This window comes from Actinokineospora lacus, from assembly GCF_053813445.1.
The window spans coordinates 50,297-68,504 of sequence record NZ_JBQERA010000004.1 but is presented as its reverse complement, the minus strand read 5'-3'; the positions used below and the strand labels follow the sequence as shown (position 1 = coordinate 68,504).

17 protein-coding genes are annotated in these 18,208 nt (G+C 71.1%); 9 read left to right on the top strand and 8 right to left on the bottom strand.

The window, feature by feature from the left end; genetic code table 11:
* Positions 1–92 precede the first annotated feature (92 nt).
* The 6 genes from ACTG9Q_RS12030 to ACTG9Q_RS12005 all read left to right on the top strand — a co-directional run bounded on the left by ACTG9Q_RS12030 (position 93) and on the right by ACTG9Q_RS12005 (position 4,518).
* Complete coding sequence (locus ACTG9Q_RS12030) at positions 93–704, top strand: dihydrofolate reductase family protein (RefSeq protein ID WP_455572794.1); 612 nt, start codon at positions 93–95, stop codon at positions 702–704.
* Between the two features lie 201 nt (positions 705–905).
* Positions 906–1,880 carry a helix-turn-helix domain-containing protein gene (locus tag ACTG9Q_RS12025; RefSeq protein WP_455572793.1) on the top strand — a complete coding sequence of 325 codons (975 nt, stop codon included), beginning with the start codon at positions 906–908 and terminating at the stop codon, positions 1,878–1,880.
* Positions 1,881–1,915: 35 nt separating this feature from the next.
* A complete protein-coding gene (locus tag ACTG9Q_RS12020) occupies positions 1,916–2,767 on the top strand; it encodes a dioxygenase family protein (protein ID WP_455572792.1) in 852 nt (283 codons plus the stop codon).
* Between the two features lie 218 nt (positions 2,768–2,985).
* Positions 2,986–3,315, top strand: coding sequence for an STAS domain-containing protein (locus ACTG9Q_RS12015; protein WP_455572791.1), 330 nt, complete (start codon positions 2,986–2,988; stop codon positions 3,313–3,315).
* Positions 3,316–3,328: 13 nt separating this feature from the next.
* Entirely contained in the window at positions 3,329–3,814 is a 486-nt protein-coding gene (locus ACTG9Q_RS12010; protein WP_455572790.1) for a TspO/MBR family protein, read from the top strand.
* 212 nt (positions 3,815–4,026) lie between these two features.
* Positions 4,027–4,518, top strand: coding sequence for a PhzF family phenazine biosynthesis protein (locus tag ACTG9Q_RS12005; protein WP_455572789.1), 492 nt, complete (start codon positions 4,027–4,029; stop codon positions 4,516–4,518).
* Positions 4,519–4,547: 29 nt separating this feature from the next.
* Here the strand turns inward: ACTG9Q_RS12005 and ACTG9Q_RS12000 are convergent, their stop codons facing one another.
* The gene (locus ACTG9Q_RS12000; RefSeq protein WP_455572788.1) at positions 4,548–5,039 is read right to left on the bottom strand and encodes a metallophosphoesterase family protein; all 492 of its coding nucleotides are present in this window, start codon (positions 5,037–5,039) and stop codon (positions 4,548–4,550) included.
* Between the two features lie 215 nt (positions 5,040–5,254).
* Between ACTG9Q_RS12000 and ACTG9Q_RS11995 the strand changes: the two genes are divergently transcribed.
* Positions 5,255–6,463 (top strand): hypothetical protein, encoded by a 1,209-nt coding sequence (locus ACTG9Q_RS11995; protein WP_455572787.1) that lies wholly within the window; start codon positions 5,255–5,257, stop codon positions 6,461–6,463.
* A 10-nt stretch (positions 6,464–6,473) separates the two neighbouring features.
* On the top strand, positions 6,474–7,037 hold the full coding sequence (locus tag ACTG9Q_RS11990; RefSeq protein ID WP_455572786.1) for a hemerythrin domain-containing protein: 564 nt from the start codon (positions 6,474–6,476) through the stop codon (positions 7,035–7,037).
* A gap of 47 nt (positions 7,038–7,084) precedes the next feature.
* On the opposite strand, the gene ACTG9Q_RS11985 is transcribed toward ACTG9Q_RS11990, so the two are convergent.
* Both ACTG9Q_RS11985 and ACTG9Q_RS11980 read right to left on the bottom strand, forming a co-directional pair.
* Positions 7,085–7,504: a DoxX family membrane protein gene (locus ACTG9Q_RS11985; RefSeq protein WP_455572785.1), complete on the bottom strand. Its 420-nt coding sequence runs from the start codon at positions 7,502–7,504 to the stop codon at positions 7,085–7,087.
* A 117-nt stretch (positions 7,505–7,621) separates the two neighbouring features.
* Positions 7,622–8,188 carry a PfkB family carbohydrate kinase gene (locus ACTG9Q_RS11980; protein ID WP_455572784.1) on the bottom strand — a complete coding sequence of 189 codons (567 nt, stop codon included), beginning with the start codon at positions 8,186–8,188 and terminating at the stop codon, positions 7,622–7,624.
* An 87-nt stretch (positions 8,189–8,275) separates the two neighbouring features.
* On the opposite strand from ACTG9Q_RS11980, the gene ACTG9Q_RS11975 reads away from it, so the two are divergent.
* Positions 8,276–9,265 (top strand): linear amide C-N hydrolase, encoded by a 990-nt coding sequence (locus tag ACTG9Q_RS11975; RefSeq protein WP_455572783.1) that lies wholly within the window; start codon positions 8,276–8,278, stop codon positions 9,263–9,265.
* Positions 9,266–9,274: 9 nt separating this feature from the next.
* Here the strand turns inward: ACTG9Q_RS11975 and ACTG9Q_RS11970 are convergent, their stop codons facing one another.
* The 5 genes from ACTG9Q_RS11970 to ACTG9Q_RS11950 form a co-directional block, all read right to left on the bottom strand.
* Positions 9,275–10,753, bottom strand: a complete 1,479-nt coding sequence (locus ACTG9Q_RS11970; protein ID WP_455572782.1) for a deoxyguanosinetriphosphate triphosphohydrolase family protein — start codon at positions 10,751–10,753, stop codon at positions 9,275–9,277.
* Positions 10,754–10,992: 239 nt separating this feature from the next.
* Positions 10,993–12,114: a GH12 family glycosyl hydrolase domain-containing protein gene (locus tag ACTG9Q_RS11965; protein WP_455572781.1), complete on the bottom strand. Its 1,122-nt coding sequence runs from the start codon at positions 12,112–12,114 to the stop codon at positions 10,993–10,995.
* A gap of 91 nt (positions 12,115–12,205) precedes the next feature.
* Positions 12,206–13,849, bottom strand: coding sequence for an alpha-amylase family protein (locus ACTG9Q_RS11960; protein WP_455572780.1), 1,644 nt, complete (start codon positions 13,847–13,849; stop codon positions 12,206–12,208).
* Complete coding sequence (locus ACTG9Q_RS11955; protein ID WP_455572779.1) at positions 13,840–14,799, bottom strand: TIGR03885 family FMN-dependent LLM class oxidoreductase; 960 nt, start codon at positions 14,797–14,799, stop codon at positions 13,840–13,842. The genes ACTG9Q_RS11960 and ACTG9Q_RS11955 overlap by 10 nt, the downstream gene beginning before the upstream one ends.
* A gap of 113 nt (positions 14,800–14,912) precedes the next feature.
* A complete protein-coding gene (locus ACTG9Q_RS11950; protein ID WP_455572778.1) occupies positions 14,913–18,119 on the bottom strand; it encodes a S8 family serine peptidase in 3,207 nt (1,068 codons plus the stop codon).
* Between the last annotated feature and the right edge of the window lie 89 nt (positions 18,120–18,208).

Sequence of the window (18,208 nt, the reverse complement as noted above, 5' to 3'; positions counted from 1 at the left end):
CACGAGTATCACCCGTTCGTGGTGTCGAATGCCGGTGATCCCGTTCGCCGTGGTTGTGAGGGGCGCCAGTGCCCCGGAGCGAAGGAGATGACATGCGCAAGCTGACGGTGACCGCGTTCGTGTCCCTTGACGGTGTCGTGCAGGCGCCCGGCGCCCGTGACGAGGACACCGAGGGCGGGTTCGACCACGGTGGATGGGCCGTGCCGCACTTCGACGACCAGGTGCTCGAGATGATGGGGAAACTGGCAGGCCGGGCGGACGCGCTGCTGCTCGGCCGCAAGACCTACGACCTCTTCGCCGCGAGCTGGCCGCAGGCCGAATCCGACGACCCGGTCGGCGTGGTGCTGAACCGCGTGCCCAAGCACGTCGTCTCGCGGACCCTGGACACCCTGTCGTGGCAGAACTCGTCCCTGGTCACCGGCGACGTCGCCGAGGCCGTCGGCGCGCTGAAGCGGGGCGAGGGCGGCGAGATCCAGGTCCACGGCAGCGGCGGCCTGATCCAGACGCTGATCGCGCACGACCTCGTCGACGAGTTCCACCTGCTGGTGTTCCCGGTGGTCGTCGGCTCCGGCAAGCGGCTGTTCGGGTCGGGCGCGATTCCGGCGGGCCTGAAGCTGGTCGAGACGACGACGTCGAGCACCGGTGTCCTGATCTGCTCCTACGTCCGCGCCGGTGAGCTGGAGTACGGCGACATGGCTCCGTGACGCCAGGCGGGACGGCAGTCCCGGGCAGGTGAGGACCGCACGCGACGCCGGGCACCGGACCGTCCACTTCGACAGCTCGGCGCCCGGCGGCGGCGCGGGAGTTCGCCGCTGCCGGGCATTTCCGGCGACGTGGTCCGCGCACCGGGAAGTGTGAGCGCATTGGTCTGTACCTTTGCCTGGTCGGCGGGCAGGATCGGGAGGATGCGCGAGACCACCGTATTGCCGGGCACGCCATGCCGCGCACCGCGGGACGGCGTGCTGCCGATGCACCGCCTCGAGGTGCCGATGCCCAACGCGCTGCCCTTCGCCATGGGCACCTTCGACACCATCGGACCGATGTCGCGGGCGTCCTTCCCGCACCGGCACACCTTCTACGAGATCGTCCACGTCACCGGCGGCACGGGCGCCCACGTCGTGGACCTCGCCCGGTGGGCGCTGCGCCCGCCGCACCTGTGCGTGATCTCCCCGGGGCAGGTGCACCACTGGGAGGGCGCCGAGGGGCTGCAGGGGCACGTCGTGCTGTTCACCGACGACTTCCTGCTCGACCACCCCGCCGACCGGGCACTGCTGCGGCGGCTGAGCGAGCGCCCGTGGCTGGACCTCGACGGCCCCACCCACGCCAGGACCGCCCGGCTGATCGCCGAGCTGGACGAGGAGTACCGCGGCGGGCGCGACGGGGTCGAGTCGGTCCTGCGCGCCCTGCTCCACGTGCTCGTCGTGCGGGCCGCCCGGGTGCCGGAGGCCGCGCAGGCCGCGCCGCCGACGCGGGCCGGGGCGGTGGCCGAGGAGTTCGTCCGCCTCAACGGGCGCGCCGACCTGGGCCTGTGGTCGGTGGGGGCGTGCGCCGAGCGCATCGGGGTGACGACCGGGTACCTCACCGAGGCGGTCAAGGCGGCCACCGGGCGGACGCCGTCGCAGCTGGTCCGGGAGGCGCGGGCGCACGAGGCCAAGCGGCTCCTGGTCCGCACCGACCTGACGGTCCGCCAGGTCGCCGGGCGGCTGGGGTTCGCCGACCCGGCCTACTTCTGCCGGTTCTTCCGCAGGGAGACGGGGGTGACGCCGGGCGGGTTCCGCCGCGACGGCGACGCCTCGGTGGCAACCACTGGCAACAGCGCCCACGGGATACACCACGTTGACCGGATCGAGTCCATCGCCGCCGCCCCGGCGCGTCCGTAATTTCATGACCACACCCCCGCACAAGGAGTTGAGTCATGGACGCACCGCACGACGGCGACCCGACCCCCACCCTCAGCCGCAAGACGGTGCTGCGCGCCGCGCTCGCCGCGGGTGTCGCGGTCCCCGCCGCGTTCGTCGCCGCGCCCGCGCTGGCCAGGACCCGCACCGGCCCCGGCGCCGCCCCCGCCCTCACCCCCGAGTGCGACGACGGCGACGACCCCACGCCGCCGCAGATGGAGGGCCCCTACTTCAAGCCCAACTCCCCGCGCCGCACCTCGCTGGTGGACGCCGGGACGCCGGGCACGAGGCTGACCGTCACCGGCTACGTCTTCGGCCTGGCCTGCCTGCCGATCGGCAACGTCCTGCTCGACTTCTGGCAGGCCGACAACAACGGCGCCTACGACAACACCGGCTTCCGCTTCCGCGGCCACCAGTTCACCGACGCGCGGGGCGCCTTCACCCTGACCACCATCGTCCCCGGCCTCTACCCCGGCCGCACCCGGCACATCCACGTCAAGGCGCAGGCGCCGGGCAGGCCCGTGCTCACCACCCAGCTGTACTTCCCCAACGAGCCGCGCAACAACACCGACTCGCTCTACGACCCGCGCCTGCTGATGACCGTGCGCAGCGTCGGCGGCGGGCGGGAGGCCGCCTTCGACTTCGTCCTCAACGTGCCGCAGAACCCGGGCACGACGACCACCAGGCCGACGACCTCCAACCCGACGACGACCACCCAGCCCGGTGGCGGGACCTGGCGGGCGGGCACGGCGTACGCGGCGGGCGCCCAGGTGACCTACGGCGGCCGCGGCTACGCCTGCCTGCAGGCCCACGTGGCGCAGCCGGGCTGGGAGCCGCCGAACGTGCCCGCCCTGTGGCGCGCGGCGTGAGCCGCTGACCCCGGTGTCGACGTCCTGCTCACCCAGCTCCGCCACAAGCCGCGGACCCCGTCCATGATCCACACCGTGCGGGGTGTCGGCTACCGGGTGATGCCCGGGTAGGGTGCAACGGTTCCGCATCGCTTCGGGGGCGCGCGTGCGCTAGCGTGGGGGCTGATGACCGGTCGAGCGACGGGGTGACTGTGGCGGAGCTTCCAGCAGGGATGCGCGTGGACGTGGAGTCCGTGGACACCCACGTGACCGTCCGCGTCCGCGGCGAGGTGGACATGGGCACGACGGAGGAGCTGTGCGCCGCGCTCATCGACGCCGACGCGCGGTGCGGTGACCGGGCACTGGTCGTCGACCTGAGCGGGGTGTCCTTTATCGGTTCCGCGGGGTTGGCGGCCCTGCTCGACGCCCGGACCAGGCGGCCCGACCTGACGCTGCTGATCGGCTCGGACCTCGTGCGGCGGGTGTTCGCCCTGGCGGGCCTGACCGGCTTCTTCCACGTCGAGTCCACGGAGATCGCCGTCGAGGACGCCCATTCCAAGCAGCGCTGACAGGGAGGTCGACGTGGTCGCGCGTTCCCAGCTCCGCCCGGTGGCGGGTTTGGCGGTGTTCGGCGCCGCGGTCGCGGTGACCGCGGTCGTCGGGTCGCTGGCGGCGGTGTCGGCCTCGGCCGACTACCAGGCCCTGCGGCTGCCCGCGTGGGCGCCGCCGCCCTGGCTGTTCGGTCCGGTGTGGACGATCCTGTACGCCATGATCGCGGTGTCGGGCTGGCTGGTCTGGCGCCAGTACGGCGTGCACGGTGCGCGCCGGGAGCTGGTGCTGTTCGGGGCGCAGCTGGTGGTGAACGCGGCGTGGACGCCGCTGTTCTTCGCGGCGCGCCGGTTCGACCTCGCGCTGGTCGACATCTCGGTCCTGCTGGTGATGATCGCGGTGCTGATCGTCCTGTTCCTCCGCAAGCACCGCGTCGCCGGGCTGCTGCTGGTGCCGTACCTGGTGTGGGTGGGATTCGCCACAGCCCTGACCATCGGCATCCTCGTGCTCAACCCCTGACCGCCCAGCCCCTGACCGCCCAGTCCCTGACCGCCCAGTCCCTTACTGGTCAGGCCCTGACCGCCGCCCGGGTTTTCGCCGCCCGCCCGCGGGCTGGGCGGAGTTGACGGCCACCGCGCGGTACAACTCGCTCTCGTGCGCCAGCCGGGCATACCCGTGGTCATGGCTGGGGAAACCCGGTGCCAGCCCACCAGGCGGGTACTGTTTCGCCGGTGGAGATCCTGAGGTACACCGCCTTCAGTGACGTCGCCGCCCTGCTGAGCGCGCTGCGGTGGTCCCCGGCGGACCTCGACCCCGCGCTGCCGGTGCGCGCCGCGTACGCCGGGGCGTGGCACCCGGTCGTCGCCGCGGCCACCCGCGCCCGCCTCGCCGACCTGGACTACGACATGGCGGCCCTGTCCGCCCTGATGTCCACCATGAACTGGACGACCATCGATCTGGTGTGGCGCGAGTCGCCGACGGTGTACCACTGCCGCAACCCGTTCCCGCCCGGTGGCGTGGTGGAGGACCCGGCCACCGGCGCCGCGGCCGCCGCGTTCGGCGGCTACCTGCGGGAACTGGCCCTGGTGCCGACCCCGGCGACCCTCACCGTCCACCAGGGCGCGGACCTGGGCAGGCCGGGGGTGATCACGGTGTCGGTCCCCGCCGAGCCGGGCACCGGCATCGCCGTCTCCGGCACCGCGGTCGAGATGCCCGCCGGCTGACTCCCCGCTGGCAGACGTCCCGTTTGACCTCAGGTCACGGGGACGATCCTGGCCTCGACCAGGGCGCCGTCGGTGATCCGCCAGAGGCCGATGGTGCCGTGCGGCTGGCGCCTGCGGTCGGTGGGGGAGCCGGGGTTGAAGATCCGGACGCCGCCCGTGTCGACGTCCATCGGGATGTGCGAGTGCCCGAACACCACGACGTCGGCGTCGGGGAAGCGCCTGCGCATGCGCGCGGCCCGGCCCGCTGCCTGGCCGCTGTCGTGGATCATGCCCACCCGCAGGCCGTCCAGGGTGAGGTCCAGGGTCTCCGGGGCGCCCCAGGCGGCGACGTCGGGGCCGTCGTTGTTGCCGAGCACGACGTGGACCGGGGCGTAGGCGGCCAGCTCGTCGAGCACGGCGGCGGCGCAGACATCGCCCGCGTGCAGGATCAGGTCGGCGTCGGCGAGGTGCCCGGCCACCGCGGGCGGGCAGCCACGCCACCGGCGAGGACCGTGGGTGTCGGACAGGACGGCGACGCGCATCGCTCCATCATCGCTGGTTTCGACCGACGGCGACGGGGAAACCGGGAGCGCCGGGAGAAAAGGGTGCTCCCGCGTTCACGTCCGGGAGCGGCTGCGCGCGGGAAAGGCGACCCACGGCTGAGCCAATGGGGTGTCGGGGTGTTTGAACCAGGCGCTTCAGGGGACTCGTGGGGGACGCGCCCACCAAGACCGAAGGACCGACCGGAGAGGTACCGATGTCGTTCAACCCTCTGGAACACCGAGGAATCCCGCTGGACCGCCAGCTGCGGAACTGGCGCGAACTCAACGTGGACCCCATCGACCCCGACCACGCTGACCCCTACACCCGGTGCCGGATCATCACGATGAACGGCATCGAGGTCGAGGCGCTGATGTTCAGCCACCACTTCGCGCGCCAGTGCCCGGACATGGAGGTGAAGCGGCAGCTCGCCGAGATCCGCTACCTGGAGCAGCAACAGCAGAAGGTCGTCAACTGGCTGCTGCCGGGCACGGCGTCGCCGCTGGAGACCACGATCGCCTACGAGCAGGTCGCGGTGGACCTGACCGCCTGGGTCGCGCGCATGGAGCCCGACCCGTACCTGAAGCAGGCGTACCAGTTCGGCGTGCTGGAGGACTTCGACCACCTCTACCGCTACGCCAACCTCTACGAGATGGTGCAGCACCGCAAGGCGGAGAAGATCGTCGACGGGCTGACCGAGGTGATCCCGGGCAGGCCGACCAAGTACCACCACCGCCACGCGGTCGACAACGTGCGCATCCCGTACGACCGCGCCAACACCGCGCCGATCTCCAAGCTGCACGCGCTCACGGTGATGTCCGCCGAGCAGCAGACCATGAACTTCTACATGAACGTCGGCCCGCAGTACATGGAGCCGATCGCCCGCCAGCTCTACCAGGAGATCGGGCTGATCGAGGAGGCGCACGTCACCCACTACGAGTCCCTTGTGGACCCGGGCGAGACGTGGTGGGAGCGCTTGGTGCTGCACGAGTACAACGAGTGCTACCTCTACTACTCGTTCATGCAGACCGAGTCCGACCGCCGGGTGAAGGCGATCTGGGAGCTGCACCTGAACATGGAGCTGGAGCACCTGCACGCCGCGTGCGAGCTGATGCGGGCCAACGACGGCCGCGAGCCCGAGGAGGTGCTCGGCCCGGAGCTGCCGGAGCCGCTGACCTTCGAGCCGAACAAGGAGTACGTGCGGGAGCTGCTCGACACCCAGATCGACCTGACCACCCTGGGCGAGGGCTACGTCCGCGAGGCGCACGAGCGCTTCGAGAAGATGCAGGAGGCGCTCCACGGCGGCGAGGACCCGCCCAGCGAGCAGATCATCGACCTGCACCGGGAGCAGTTCGGCACCGACTACCGCCTCGCCACCGAGGGTGAGCACCCGGTTGCCGAACTCCGCCAGCAGAGCGTCCGTTGAGGAGCAGGCGATGACCGACATGAAGACGGCCGACGTCGTCGAGCTGCTGATCGGCCAGCACATGCAGATCCGCGACCTGTTCGACGCCGTCGCGACGGCGTCCGGGAAGGCCCGCGAGGAGAGGTTCGCCGAACTGGTGCGGATGCTCGCCGTGCACGAGACCGCCGAGGAATTGGTCGTGCACCCGGAGGCGCGGCGGGCGCTGGAAGGCGGCGACGGCGTCGTCGAGGACCGGTTGGTGGAGGAGCGCCAGGCCAAGGAGATCCTGCAGCGCCTGGACTCCATGGGCACCGGCTCCCCGGAGTTCCCCGGCCTGCTCGAGGAACTGCGCGTCGCGGTGCTGGACCACGCCTCCTACGAGGAGCGCTACGAGTTCCGCTACCTGCGCCGGGCCCTCGACCCCGAGCGGCTGGCGCGGATGGCCGACGCCGTCCGGCTGGCCGAGAGCATGGCGCCCACCCATCCGCACCCGGGCACGGAGTCGGCGAAGGCCAACCTCGCCGCGGGCCCGATCCTCGGCCTGTACGACCGGACGAAGGACGCCGTGCGCGAGATGCTGTCCCGGCGGGACTGACCCAAGGCGGTGGCGGTGCGCGGGCGCCGCCACCACCTTCGGGTCGTCTACCGGGCGGGCGCCTTGACGTCGGCGGACATGATCACCAGCGCCGCGGTGAGCAGGACGAGGTTCTTGACGACGAACTCACCGGTCATGGTCAGCAGCAGCGGGTTCCCGGTCTGGAAGGCGACCGCGGGCTGCATCACCAGGGTCAGGAAAGTGCCGCACAGGTGCGCGGCGACCAGTAGCGCCACCCAGGTGAGCTGCCGCCCGATGACCAGCGCGGCCCCGAGGACCACCTCGATCAGCCCCAGCCCCAGCACAAACGTGTCCCGCTCCAGCCACGGCACCGTCCCGGCCACCAGGTCCGCCACCGGCGTCATCCCGGTGATCTTCAGCGCGCCGAACCACAGGAAGACCACCCCGAGCGAGACGCGCAACAGGGGCACGCTGCGGGCGCGGAGCAGGAGCAGGACGCTCGCCATCCAAATCACATCCTTCAGGGCGGTCGCACGTGCGGTGCGGGTCCGCCCACGGTCTGGGATAAGTTGGGAGCGCTCCCAGAAGCGTAATGGCGCGGATACCCGGTGTAAAGGCGCTGTTCACGGAGCGAGATTCGGCGAGGCTATGCAGCGCGCGGCCTGGTGGGCGCCCGCGGACAGCGCCGACGCGACGTCGGCGCCGCCGAGGTGGGCCATCAGGAAACCCGCGAAGAACGCGTCGCCCGCGCCGTTGGTGTCCACGATGCGGGAGACCGGGACGGCGGGGACGTGGTGAACGCCGTCGGCCGTGGCGGCCATCGCGCCGTCGGCCCCCAGGGTGGCCACGGCGGTCTCGGCACCCGCCACCACCCGCCCGGTCAGGAAGGCCCGGAGGGCGGCGCGGTCCCGGATGCCGTCGTCGTTGAGGAAGACGTGGGTGGCGGCGGCGAGGAAGTCGTGGCGGTAGGGGTTGGCGCCGTCGTAGTCGTGCAGGTCGCACCAGACGGGGACGGTGGCGGCGCCCAGGAGGGGGCGGACGTGGTCGGCGAGGTCGAGCACGGCGGCGTCGGCGGCCCGCAGGGCGGGGAGGGGTCGTGCCGAGCCGCGCCCCGCTGCGCCATGCGCCGCCATACCGCCCGCCCGCGGCTTGGTCGAAGGCCGCTGCCCCGGGCTGGTCTCGCTGGTCATGTCGACGCGCGCGGTCTACCGGTGATCGAGGGAGGTGAATGGCGCAAAGCCGTGACGGCGGCGCTGGTGGGGGCGCAGAATGGCGGCGTGAACCGCACCATTCGGATGGCTGTCGCCGCCGTGCTGCTGACCAGCGGGCTCGTCGGCTGCCAGGGCGCCGACCCCGTGCCGCCCGCGTCCTTGTCCGCCGACGAGACGGCCACGCTGGCGAGCCTGCGCAAGGTCGACGACCACCCGCTGTGGACCATGACCTACCACGGCGACTACGACCCGCTCAGGGGAGTCGGCCCCACCCTGACCCCCACCACCTTCGGCTGCTCGCTGTTCGCCGCGCGCGGCAACCCCGCCGACCCGGTGTTCGGCCGCAACTTCGACTTCGACCACCAGCCCGCGCTGCTGCTGTTCACCAGCGCGCCGGGCAAGCACGCCTCGGTGTCCATGGTGGACGTCTCCTACCTCGACGTGCGCTCCGGGGCGGACTTCGAGACCGAGGCGGGCAAGCGCAAGCTGCTCAACGCCCCGTTGCTGCCCTTCGACGGGATGAACGACAAGGGCCTGGTGGTCGGCATGGCGACCGTGCCGGAGGCCGTGCCCACGGCCGCGCCCGGCAGGCCGGTGGTGGGCAGCGTCCGCGTCATGCGGATGCTCCTGGACCGCGCCGCCACCGTCGACGAGGCCATCGCGGTGTTCAACGAGTACACAGTGGACTTCACCGACAGCCCGCCCCTGCACTACATGGTCGCCGACCCCACCGGCTCGGCGATCCTGGAGTTCGTCGACGGGAAGCTGGAGGTCACCCGGGAAACGGGCCCCTGGCAGGCAATGGTCAACTACCGCTGGTTCGGCTCCACCGAGCAGTCCCGCCAAGCCGACCCCCGCTACCGCACCGCCTCCGACACCCTCACCGCCGCGAAAGGCGCCCTGGACCCCAGCGCCGCGATGTCCCTGCTGGCCGACGTCCGCCAAGGCCACACCCAGTGGTCCGTCGTCTACGGCCAGCGCACCGGAAAAGTCACCCTCACCACCGGCAAGCGCTACGACACCGTCCACGAGTTCGCCCTGCCGATGACCCCGTAGTCCCGGCGCTCAGAGGAAGAAGTCCATGGCTGAGGCGGCTGGCCGGGTGCCCGCGAGCTTGTAGTAGAGGGCGTAGCACTGACCGTCAGTGAGGGTGCACAAGTAATCGAGAATGCAGCGGTTGGCGTCGCCCCGGTTGAGGAATCCGCGGTCGCCACGGGCTTTGCGAAGGTTGTGGTAGGCCTTCTTGCAGTCCGACCGGCCGTTTCCGCCCTCGGAGATGATGATTTCCTCGCGAAGTCTGCGCGGCAGCCTCTTGAAGTCGCTCTTGGAGTCCTTCCACTCCAGCATGTACTGGACCAGCTCTCGGAGGATTCGCTGCTGACCGCGTTGCAGGACCGCGATGTCCGGCCGTTTGATCACGAAGTTCTTCGTGATCTCCTTGAGCAGTTGGACTTCATGCCACGCTGGTGCATTGAGGGCTACGTATGGGCCATGTGCCCAAAAAAGGGCATCGCTGATATCAACGCTGTTGATGTACTTGCCGATGAGCATCGACCCGGCCGCCCGCGCCCGCCCGACTGTCACCAGACCGCCGTCGTACTTCGTGGCGAACGATGACTCCAATTCCCGGCGGACGACCTGTTCCGCTCGCTTGAACAGATCCTTGCGGTAGTAATCCGGGTAATCGATCTTGAGGCGGGCGCGCAGCTTGTGCAGCAGGCCGTCCTGCTCGTCTTTCTGAAGTTCGTCGAGCACGGCCCGGACATCCAGGATTCCGGCGAGGTAGAAATCCTCCAGGTCGTGGATCGCGTAGGTGATGTCGTCGGCGACGTCCATGATCGAGGCTTCCAATGACTGTGTCTCGTCATGGAAGGAGTCAATGCGGTGCAGGAAGGCGCGTGCTTTCGCGAAAGCGGGCTTGTCGGGTCGGTACACGCTGAACTTGCGCCATCGCCTGCGGTACTCGGTGTCCGTCTTCAACCGCGTGTCGTGGTCGTCCTTCAACGTCGACTGCCTGGCCCACGGGTACTTGGCGATCGCCATGAGTGTGGCAAAGGTGAGGTTGAGTCCGTCGTACTTCTCGTGACGGGTCTCGCCCAACAGCACTGCGCGGAAAGTCTGCGCGTTCCCCTCGAATCCGTCAGGCAGCTTCAAGCTGGTGCGTGCCGCCTTGTCCAGCGTGATCTCGCCGATGTGGCCGAACGGCGGATGGCCGAGGTCGTGGGCCAGCGCCGCGGCCTCGACCACATCCACGTCGATGCCCCCGAGGTGCCGGATGAGCTTGTGCGCTTTCTGCTGGTGCAGCAGGCGTTCGCCAATGCTCCGAGCGACTTGCGCGACCTTTTCCGAGTGCGTCAGCCGGTTGTGCATCAACGCCATGTCCTCGAACGGTGTGACGACTTGGGTGACGCCACCGAGCCGCCGCCATGCGACCGAGTACAGGATTCGGTCACGGTCGCGGCGGGCGTCCGACCGGGTATCGGCGGAGTCGCGGGGGCGCGGCGGCTTGATGAGACGGGAATCGCGCAGCTTCTTGGCGCGCACCACTCGTGCGATTTGGTGCTCTGATCGGGTATTCGCCATCGCCGTTCCACCGTTTCCGACAAACCGCCACCCCCGCGAGGGGTTGTCTGTCCGCCTTGTGTTGAAGGCGTCGCGGGAATCTGGAGCGGTGTTTCGGCGCGCACGGCGCTTCACTCGTTCGGCCCAGCGCTCAAAAGGGCCTCGCCCCGGTCGGTGAACGGCGCGTACACCGACCGGGGCGAGGGGTTTCGGGGGTGGGGTCAGGTGCAGGTGGCGCCGTTGAGGGTGAAGCCGTTGAAGGTGCCCGTCGTCGAGCCGGTGGCCTGGTAGCCGATGGCCACGCTCTGGCCGGGGGCCAGGGTCGAGCCCCAGCTGGGGGCCACCGCGGTGATGCGGCTGCCGGACTGGCTCAGGGTGGCGTTCCAGCCGCTGGTCATCGTCACGCCGCTGGGGACGTTCCAGGTGGCTCGCCAGTTCGCGGCGGGGGAGGAAGAGGTGTTGGTGATGGTGGTCTCCGCGGTGAAGCCGCCGCTCCAGGAGTTGGTGATGCGGTGGGTGGCGCGGCAGGCGCCGGGGCCGCCTGGGTTGGTGGTCGTGGTGGTGGGCGGCGTGGTGGGGCCGCCCGCGGAGACGCTGAAGGAGTTGACAGCCAGGCCGGGGCCGCCGCGCCAGGGCTCGAAGCCGAACTGGACGCTGGTGAGGTACCAGGAGCTCTGGATGTGGCCGCGGCGCATGGCGTCGTTGGTGAAATCGTTGACGCTGATGTTCAGCGACGTCGTGGTCTGCTGGCGGACGTAGGAGATCACGTTCCAGCCGATGTTGCCGAACCACACGTCCCAGGTGGCGCCCGCCAGGTTCGCGGTGCCCACGCGGCTGCCGATGGGCTGCGGCGGGCCCTGGTGCGAGCCCCAGATCATCAGCTCGGCGCCGGTGTTCTGGCCCGACTGGTTGGGGTTCGGGTCGAACCACAGGTCGTAGGCGGCGTTCCAGTAGCCGTCGGCGGTGCGGTAGCTGACGCTGCTGGTGATGGCGCCCATCCGGCTCACCTGCACCGGCAGGCCGCTGTTGGAGCTGCAGTTGCCGTAGTGGCAGCCCGCGTAGATCGACGGGTACCCGGCGGGCGCGCCGTTGGTCGGCACGTCGTGGTTGCCGCTGGTGATCGTGAATCCGGTGTCGCTGACGCTGATGCACTGGCCCGCGTTGTCGCCCCACTCGTTGTTCTGGACGACGTAGCGGCCACCCTGGATCTTGGTGGAGCCGTACTTCTCGCAGATCGTGGTCGCGGCGGAGGCCTGCGGCGGGCTGACGGCCACCACCAGGCCGACCACCACTCCTGCGAGGCCGAGCGCGAGCGCGGCAAGCCGGGATCTCCGTGAGTTCATGGTCGCGCAACTCCCTTGTCGAACGGCCGGAACGGGTGGGTTGAGAGCGCTCCCAACCCACCCTAGCCGTTCGACCCGCGATGGTGAAGGGCTACTGCGAGAGGCGGAACCACCGGCAGCCGTACGGCTCCAGCTCCAGGCTCACCGAGCCGTCGGACACCGGGACCGTGCCGTCCACCAGCACGTCGCTGAGTTCCCCGTCGGGCAGGTCGAGGCTCGCCTTGACAGCGGAATCCGACAGGTTGTGCAGGACGACAATGGTGCCGTCACCGAACGCGCAGGAGTGCGCGAGGACCGCGGGGTCGCCCGCGTCGAGCACCTCGACCTCGCCCCACGCCAGCTCGGGGCACTCGCGGTAGCACTCCACCAGCAGCTTGATCCACGTCAGCAGCGAGTCGGGGTCGCGGCGCTGGGCGGCGACGTTGACGTGCTCGGGGCCGTACTCCCCGGTCACCATCGGGGCCGGGAACCTCGACGGGTCGGCGGAGGAGTAGCCCGCGCCGGGCCCGCTCTCCCACTGCATCGGCGTGCGCACGGCGGCGCGTCCCTCGATGGCGAGGTTCTCGCCCATGCCGATCTCCTCGCCGTAGAACAGCACCGGCGTGCCGGGCAGGGAGAACAGCAGGCTGTAGACCATCCGGATGTGGCGCTGGTCGCCGCCGAGCATGGGCGGCAGGCGCCTGCGCAGGCCGCGGTCGTAGAGCTGCATGTCCTTCTCCGGGCCGAACGCGGCGAAGACCTCGGCGCGCTCGTCGTCGGACAGCTTGTCCAGCGTCAGCTCGTCGTGGTTGCGCACGAAGGTCGCCCAGTGCGCGTCACGCGGGGGCACCGGCCGCTCCCGCAGCGCGTTGGCCAGCGGCTCGGCCTGCGCGCGGGCCAGCGACAGGTACATCTGCTGCATCCCGACGAAGTCGAAGCACATGGTCAGCTCGTCGCCCACGCCGTCGGCGTCGCCGAAGAACGGCATCGTGTCGGCGTAGGGCAGGTTCACCTCCCCGAGCAGCACCGCCTCGCCGTTGCGGCGGGTCAGGAACGCGCGCAGGTCGTTGAGGTACTCGTGCGGGTCGGGCAGCGCGGAGGCGTCGGACTGGCCGTCGGTCTCCAGGAAGAACGGCACCGCGTCGACGCGGAAGCCGGACAGGCCCAGCTCCAGCCAGAAGCCCATCACCTTGGCCATCTCGTCGCGCACCGCCGGGTTGGCGACGTTGAGGTCGGGCTGGTGCTTGTAGAAGCGGTGCAGGTAGTACTGGTCGGTCTGCTCGTCGTGCTCCCAGAGGCTGTCCTCCTTGTCCGGGAAGACCACGCCCTTGGGGCCGTCGGCGGGCGGCTCGTCGCTCCAGACGTACCAGTCGCGGTACGGCGACTCCCGGCTCTCCCGCGCGCTCTTGAACCACGGGTGCTGGTCCGAGGTGTGGTTGACCACCAGGTCGGCGATCACGCGGATACCGCGGTCGTTGGCGGTGCGGACGAACTCGACGAAGTCGCCCAAGTCGCCCAGGCGCGGGTCGACTGAGTAGTAGTCGGTGATGTCGTAACCGTCGTCGCGGTCCGGAGTGGGCAGGAACGGCATCAGCCACAGGCAGGTGACGCCGAGCCGGGCGAAGTAGTCCACCCGCTGGGTCAGACCGAGGAAGTCACCGCAGCCGTCGCCGTTGCCGTCCTGGAACGTCTCCACGTCCAGGCAGTACACCACCGCGTTCTTCCACCACAGGTCCGCTGTCCTGGTCAGTCGCACAGTTCCCCCAACACCTTCGCGCCGAACGCGTCGATGAACGCGTCCTGCTCCTGGCCCACGTGGTGCAGATTGATGATCTCGAATCCAAGGTCGGCGTATCCGCGCAGCAGGGCCGTGTGCTTGCCCAGGTCAGCGGAGACGTTCACCACCTTGCCGACGTCGGCGGGCGAGACGAACTTGGCGGCCTCGTCGAAGTGCTCGGCCAGTTCGAGGTCCCAGCAGACTGGCGGGGCGAACACGTTGCCGCGCCACTGCTCGTAGGCGATGGCCATCGCCTCGTCGTCGCTGCCCGCCCAGCTCAGGTGCACCTGCAGCGCCAGCGGCCCGCGCCCGCCCGCGTCCCGGTACGCCGCGACCATCGCGCGCAGGTGCTCCTCCGGGGCGTTGACGGTGATCAGGCCGTCGGCCCACTCGGCGCACCACCGCGCGGTCTCGACGCTGACCGCCGCGCCGAACAGCGCGGGCGGCTCCTCCGGCCGCGTCCACAGCCGGGCCCGGTCGACCTTGACCAGCCCGTCGTGGGAGACCTCCTCGCCTGCCAGCAGCGCGCGGATGACGTCGACGCACTCGCGCAGCCGGGCCGAGCGCACCTCCTTGCGCGGCCACCGGTCGCCGGTGATGTGCTCGTTGGACGCCTCCCCGGTGCCCAGCGCCGCCCACAGCCTGCCCGGGTACATCGCCGAGAGCGTGGCGATGGCCTGGGCGGTCACCGCGGGGTGGTACCGCTGGCCGGGCGCGGTCACCACGCCGAACCCCAGCGACGTGGCCTGCAGCGCCGCGCCCAGCCATGACCAGGCGTACCCCGACTGGCCCTGCCCGCTCGTCCACGGGGAGAAGTGGTCGGAGGACATCGCCGTGCCGAACCCGGCCTGCTCGGCCCGCCGCACGGCCTCCAACAGCCGGGACGGGTGGATCTGCTCGTGTGACGCGTGGAACCCGTATACCGCCATGCCCGGGAACTACCCCGATTTGGCCGAGGTGACGCACCCCGCCGCGGAGGTGGGCGAACGGGGTGCCGCCCGCCCCTGCGGATGGCACCCCGGCACGCCTAATTCAAGGGCGCCTACTTCAGGGCGTACGCCCTGATGATCGTCTGGTCGACGGTCCCGCCCCCGGCGTCGCGGGCCTGCGCCCTCAGCGAGACGAACTCCGCGGTCGCCGGGTGGAGCAGGACGGCCTGCCAGCGGTCGCCGCCGCCCAGCACCGGCGCCGGGCGCCAGGTCCTGCCGTCGTCGTAGGACACCTGCACAGCGGGCTTGCGCACACCCTCGGTGGTGGACCCGTTGCGCTGGACGTACACCGGCACGGTGAACGCCTGGCCCGACGGCGCCCGGTTGCGGTCGTCCAGGGACGGGGCGAACCGGACCGCGAGCAGTGGCAGCGCGGCGGGCTCGTCGCCCGCCCCCGGCGCGGACCGGAAGGTCCAATCCGCGACGACCTTTGTGGACAGGGGGGACACGGACCGGGTCGCCTCGGCGTGCAGGCGGTAGGTTCCCGAGCCGCCGGGGTCGGTGCCGTCGAGGGCGCCCGCGTACTCCGAGGAGGCGATCAGGACGTCACCGCGGTGCAGGGTGGTCCTGGCCGTGTCGGTCGTCGAGTGGCCCCAGTGGTTGGGGTCCTGGTCGGTGAACATCGGGATGGATGCCTGGAACGCGTCGCCGTGGCGCCCTGCCCACTCGTCGACCCAGTAGTGGGCCGGGAACGCCGGGCCGTACACCGCCGCGTTCCACTTCTGCGCGGTGGGCCGGTCGAACTCCACCGGGCGCGCCACGGCCTGGAAGCCGTCCAGCGCGCCCGGGTTCTGCGCGTTCGCCTGGTCGAAGGAGTTGTGCCAGGCCACGCCACGTGAGAAGTACTCCGTCACCGTCAGCGGCAGTGGTCCGCCCGCCATCGACGCGATGTAGCCCGCGGCGTCCTGCCCTGCCGCTGTCGTCCGCACCGTCACCAGGTCGCGGTCGGCGAAATGGCGCTCCAGGTCGTCCGGGACGCCGCCGTCGTGGCTCCACCCGACGTTGTACTGGTACGGGCTGCCGATGAAGGTGCCCCTGGCGTCGGGCCTGGCCAGCAGCGAGGAGATCGAGAGCGTCGCCTCGCCCGGCGCGGTGGTCCTCGACGGGGCGAACGCGATGTCCTCGAAGGTGTTGCCTATCAGGCCGTTCCCCGTTGTGCCCCAGTCGGTCCGCCGGTCGAAGAACAGCTCGGCGCGGCCCATCGCGGCCTCGGGGCGGTCGATGGTGACCGCGATCGGGTTGCCCTCCCGGGCGTCCACGACCATCGAGGTGTCAGCGGTGACGGCGAACGCGGGCTCCTCGAAGAAGGTCAGCGGCCAGCGGCCATCCGCGGGGCTCTGCACGAACGCGTCGAAGAAGTACTCGCCCTTGGGGATGCGCGTGGTCAGCGTGCCGTCCGGGTCGTGGTTCACGTACGCCGTGGGCTTGGCGATGTCCACGAACCGGTAGAAGTACTCCGAGGTGCGCTCGCCGTCGAGGTTGAGGAAGGTCAGCTCGACGTCGTAGCTCTCGACCTCCTTGTGGACGCCGACCGGCGTGCGCACGGTGCTGGTCCCGTCCGTCGCGCTCACCGCCCCGCCGAAGGCGCCGTCCAGGGAGCCCAGGGACGTCGTCGCGGTCACCGTGACCTCGGCCTGGCCGCCCGCCTCGATGGTGACCTCGGCGGGGGACACGGTGAGCATGCCCGCGGGCGCGGCGGCGCCGGTCTCGTGGCGCAGCTCGGCGCTCACCCGCAGGGTCACCGGGGTGGTGGCGCTGTTGGTGTAGGCCAGCTTCCGCACGATCGGCGCGTCGTCGTGGTGCGGCCACGGCGCGAGGCCGAGGCTGAGGCTGCCCGGCGTGGCGGACACGCCCTGCCTGCTCGCCCGCGCGACGTCCAGCCTGCCCGCGCCCTGCTCGTACGGGGTGAGGTCGGGGTGGGGCTCGGCGCTGCCCATCAGCGCCGCCTTGATCCGCTCGGCGGGCCAGTCCGGGTGCTGCCCGGCGAGGATCGCCGCCGCGCCCGCCACGTGCGGGGCGGCCATCGAGGTGCCCGAGAGCGAGACGTGCCCGTCGCCGACCGGGTCGCCGATGCGGCCGTTGGCCGCGCGGGCGGCCACGATGCCCACTCCCGGCGCGGTGATGTCCGGCTTGATCGCGGCGTCGGAGATCCGCGGGCCGCGGGAGGAGAACGAGGCCAGCGCGTCGCCCCGGTCGACGGCGCCGACGGTCAGCGCGGCGTCGGCGCTGCCCGGGCTGCCGATGCTCGGGCTCGACGGGCCGGAGTTGCCCGCCGCGATGACGAACAGCGCGCCGGTCTCGGCGGTGAGCCGGTTGACCGCCAGCGACATCGGGTCGGTGCCGTCGGTGGGGGAGGAGCTGCCCAGGCTCATGTTCACGACGTCGGCGCCCGCCGCGGCGGCCCACTCCATGCCCGCGATGATGTCGGACTCGTAGCCCCCGCCGCCGTCGCCGAGCACCTTGCCGTTGAGCAGCACGCTGTCCGGGGCGACGCCCTGGTACCCGCCGTCGCCGGTGATGGTCGACGCGACGTGCGTGCCGTGGCCCATCAGGTCGTCGGTGGTGGCGCTGTCGCTGAAGTTGCGCGAGTCCACCACGGCGCCCGCGAGGTCGGGGTGCCGCTCGTCGACGCCGGTGTCCAGCACCGCCACCGTCGTCCCGGCCCCGGTGTGCCCGGCCGCCCACGCCGTCGGCGCGCCGACCTGCGCCACGCTGCGGTCGAGGTTCGCGCGCACGGGCCCGTCGAGCCACACCGTGCCCACCCCGGCGGTCCGGGCCGCGGACAGGAACGGGCTGGACTTGGCCGCGGTGAGGGACACGCCGTTGACGCTGGGCAGCGCGCGGACGTCCCGCGCGCCCGCCAACCGGGCCGCCGGGCCGTCGTAGGTGATGATCAGCGGCGTCACCGCGGTGGCCGCGTCGTGGTATCCGGCGCGGATCAGCCCGCCCACGTCGAACAGCCGCCCGTCGAGCCGGCCCGCGGCGAGGTCGGCGGCCACGTCCGTCGGCAGGACGTGCACGTCGCCTTCCTCGTCGAGCCGCTGCACGAACCGCACGTGCCCGCGGTCCGGCCCCGGCCGCACCCGCGCGCGGTCACCGGTGACCGTGACCCGGTCCCCGGTGATCAGCGTGACGGTGTGGCCCGGGACGTGCCGCGCGGCCGGTTCCGCCGCGGTCGCCCCCGGTGGGCTGACCACCGTGGCCACGGCCACGGCGACACCCAGCCCGATGGTCAGGCGTGATCGCCCGCCTCTGGTCATTCGCTCTCCCCCAGCAGATCGGTGAAACCCTTCACCGACCAGTACAACGGAGGAGTGCCCGGAGGTTGCCCGAGTGGGAAACCTCCGCC

What these genes read in the sequence shown, in the direction of transcription:
- ACTG9Q_RS12030 (WP_455572794.1), top strand. Translation starts at nt 93, where the DNA reads ATGCGCAAGCTGACGGTGACCGCGTTCGTGTCCCTTGACGGTGTCGTG.
- ACTG9Q_RS12025 (WP_455572793.1), top strand. Translation starts at nt 906, where the DNA reads ATGCGCGAGACCACCGTATTGCCGGGCACGCCATGCCGCGCACCGCGG.
- ACTG9Q_RS12020 (WP_455572792.1), top strand. Translation starts at nt 1,916, where the DNA reads ATGGACGCACCGCACGACGGCGACCCGACCCCCACCCTCAGCCGCAAG.
- ACTG9Q_RS12000 (WP_455572788.1), bottom strand. Translation starts at nt 5,039, where the DNA reads ATGCGCGTCGCCGTCCTGTCCGACACCCACGGTCCTCGCCGGTGGCGT.
- ACTG9Q_RS11995 (WP_455572787.1), top strand. Translation starts at nt 5,255, where the DNA reads ATGTCGTTCAACCCTCTGGAACACCGAGGAATCCCGCTGGACCGCCAG.
- ACTG9Q_RS11990 (WP_455572786.1), top strand. Translation starts at nt 6,474, where the DNA reads ATGACCGACATGAAGACGGCCGACGTCGTCGAGCTGCTGATCGGCCAG.
- ACTG9Q_RS11985 (WP_455572785.1), bottom strand. Translation starts at nt 7,504, where the DNA reads ATGGCGAGCGTCCTGCTCCTGCTCCGCGCCCGCAGCGTGCCCCTGTTG.
- ACTG9Q_RS11980 (WP_455572784.1), bottom strand. Translation starts at nt 8,188, where the DNA reads ATGACCAGCGAGACCAGCCCGGGGCAGCGGCCTTCGACCAAGCCGCGG.
- ACTG9Q_RS11965 (WP_455572781.1), bottom strand. Translation starts at nt 12,114, where the DNA reads ATGAACTCACGGAGATCCCGGCTTGCCGCGCTCGCGCTCGGCCTCGCA.
- ACTG9Q_RS11955 (WP_455572779.1), bottom strand. Translation starts at nt 14,799, where the DNA reads ATGGCGGTATACGGGTTCCACGCGTCACACGAGCAGATCCACCCGTCC.
- ACTG9Q_RS11950 (WP_455572778.1), bottom strand. Translation starts at nt 18,119, where the DNA reads ATGACCAGAGGCGGGCGATCACGCCTGACCATCGGGCTGGGTGTCGCC.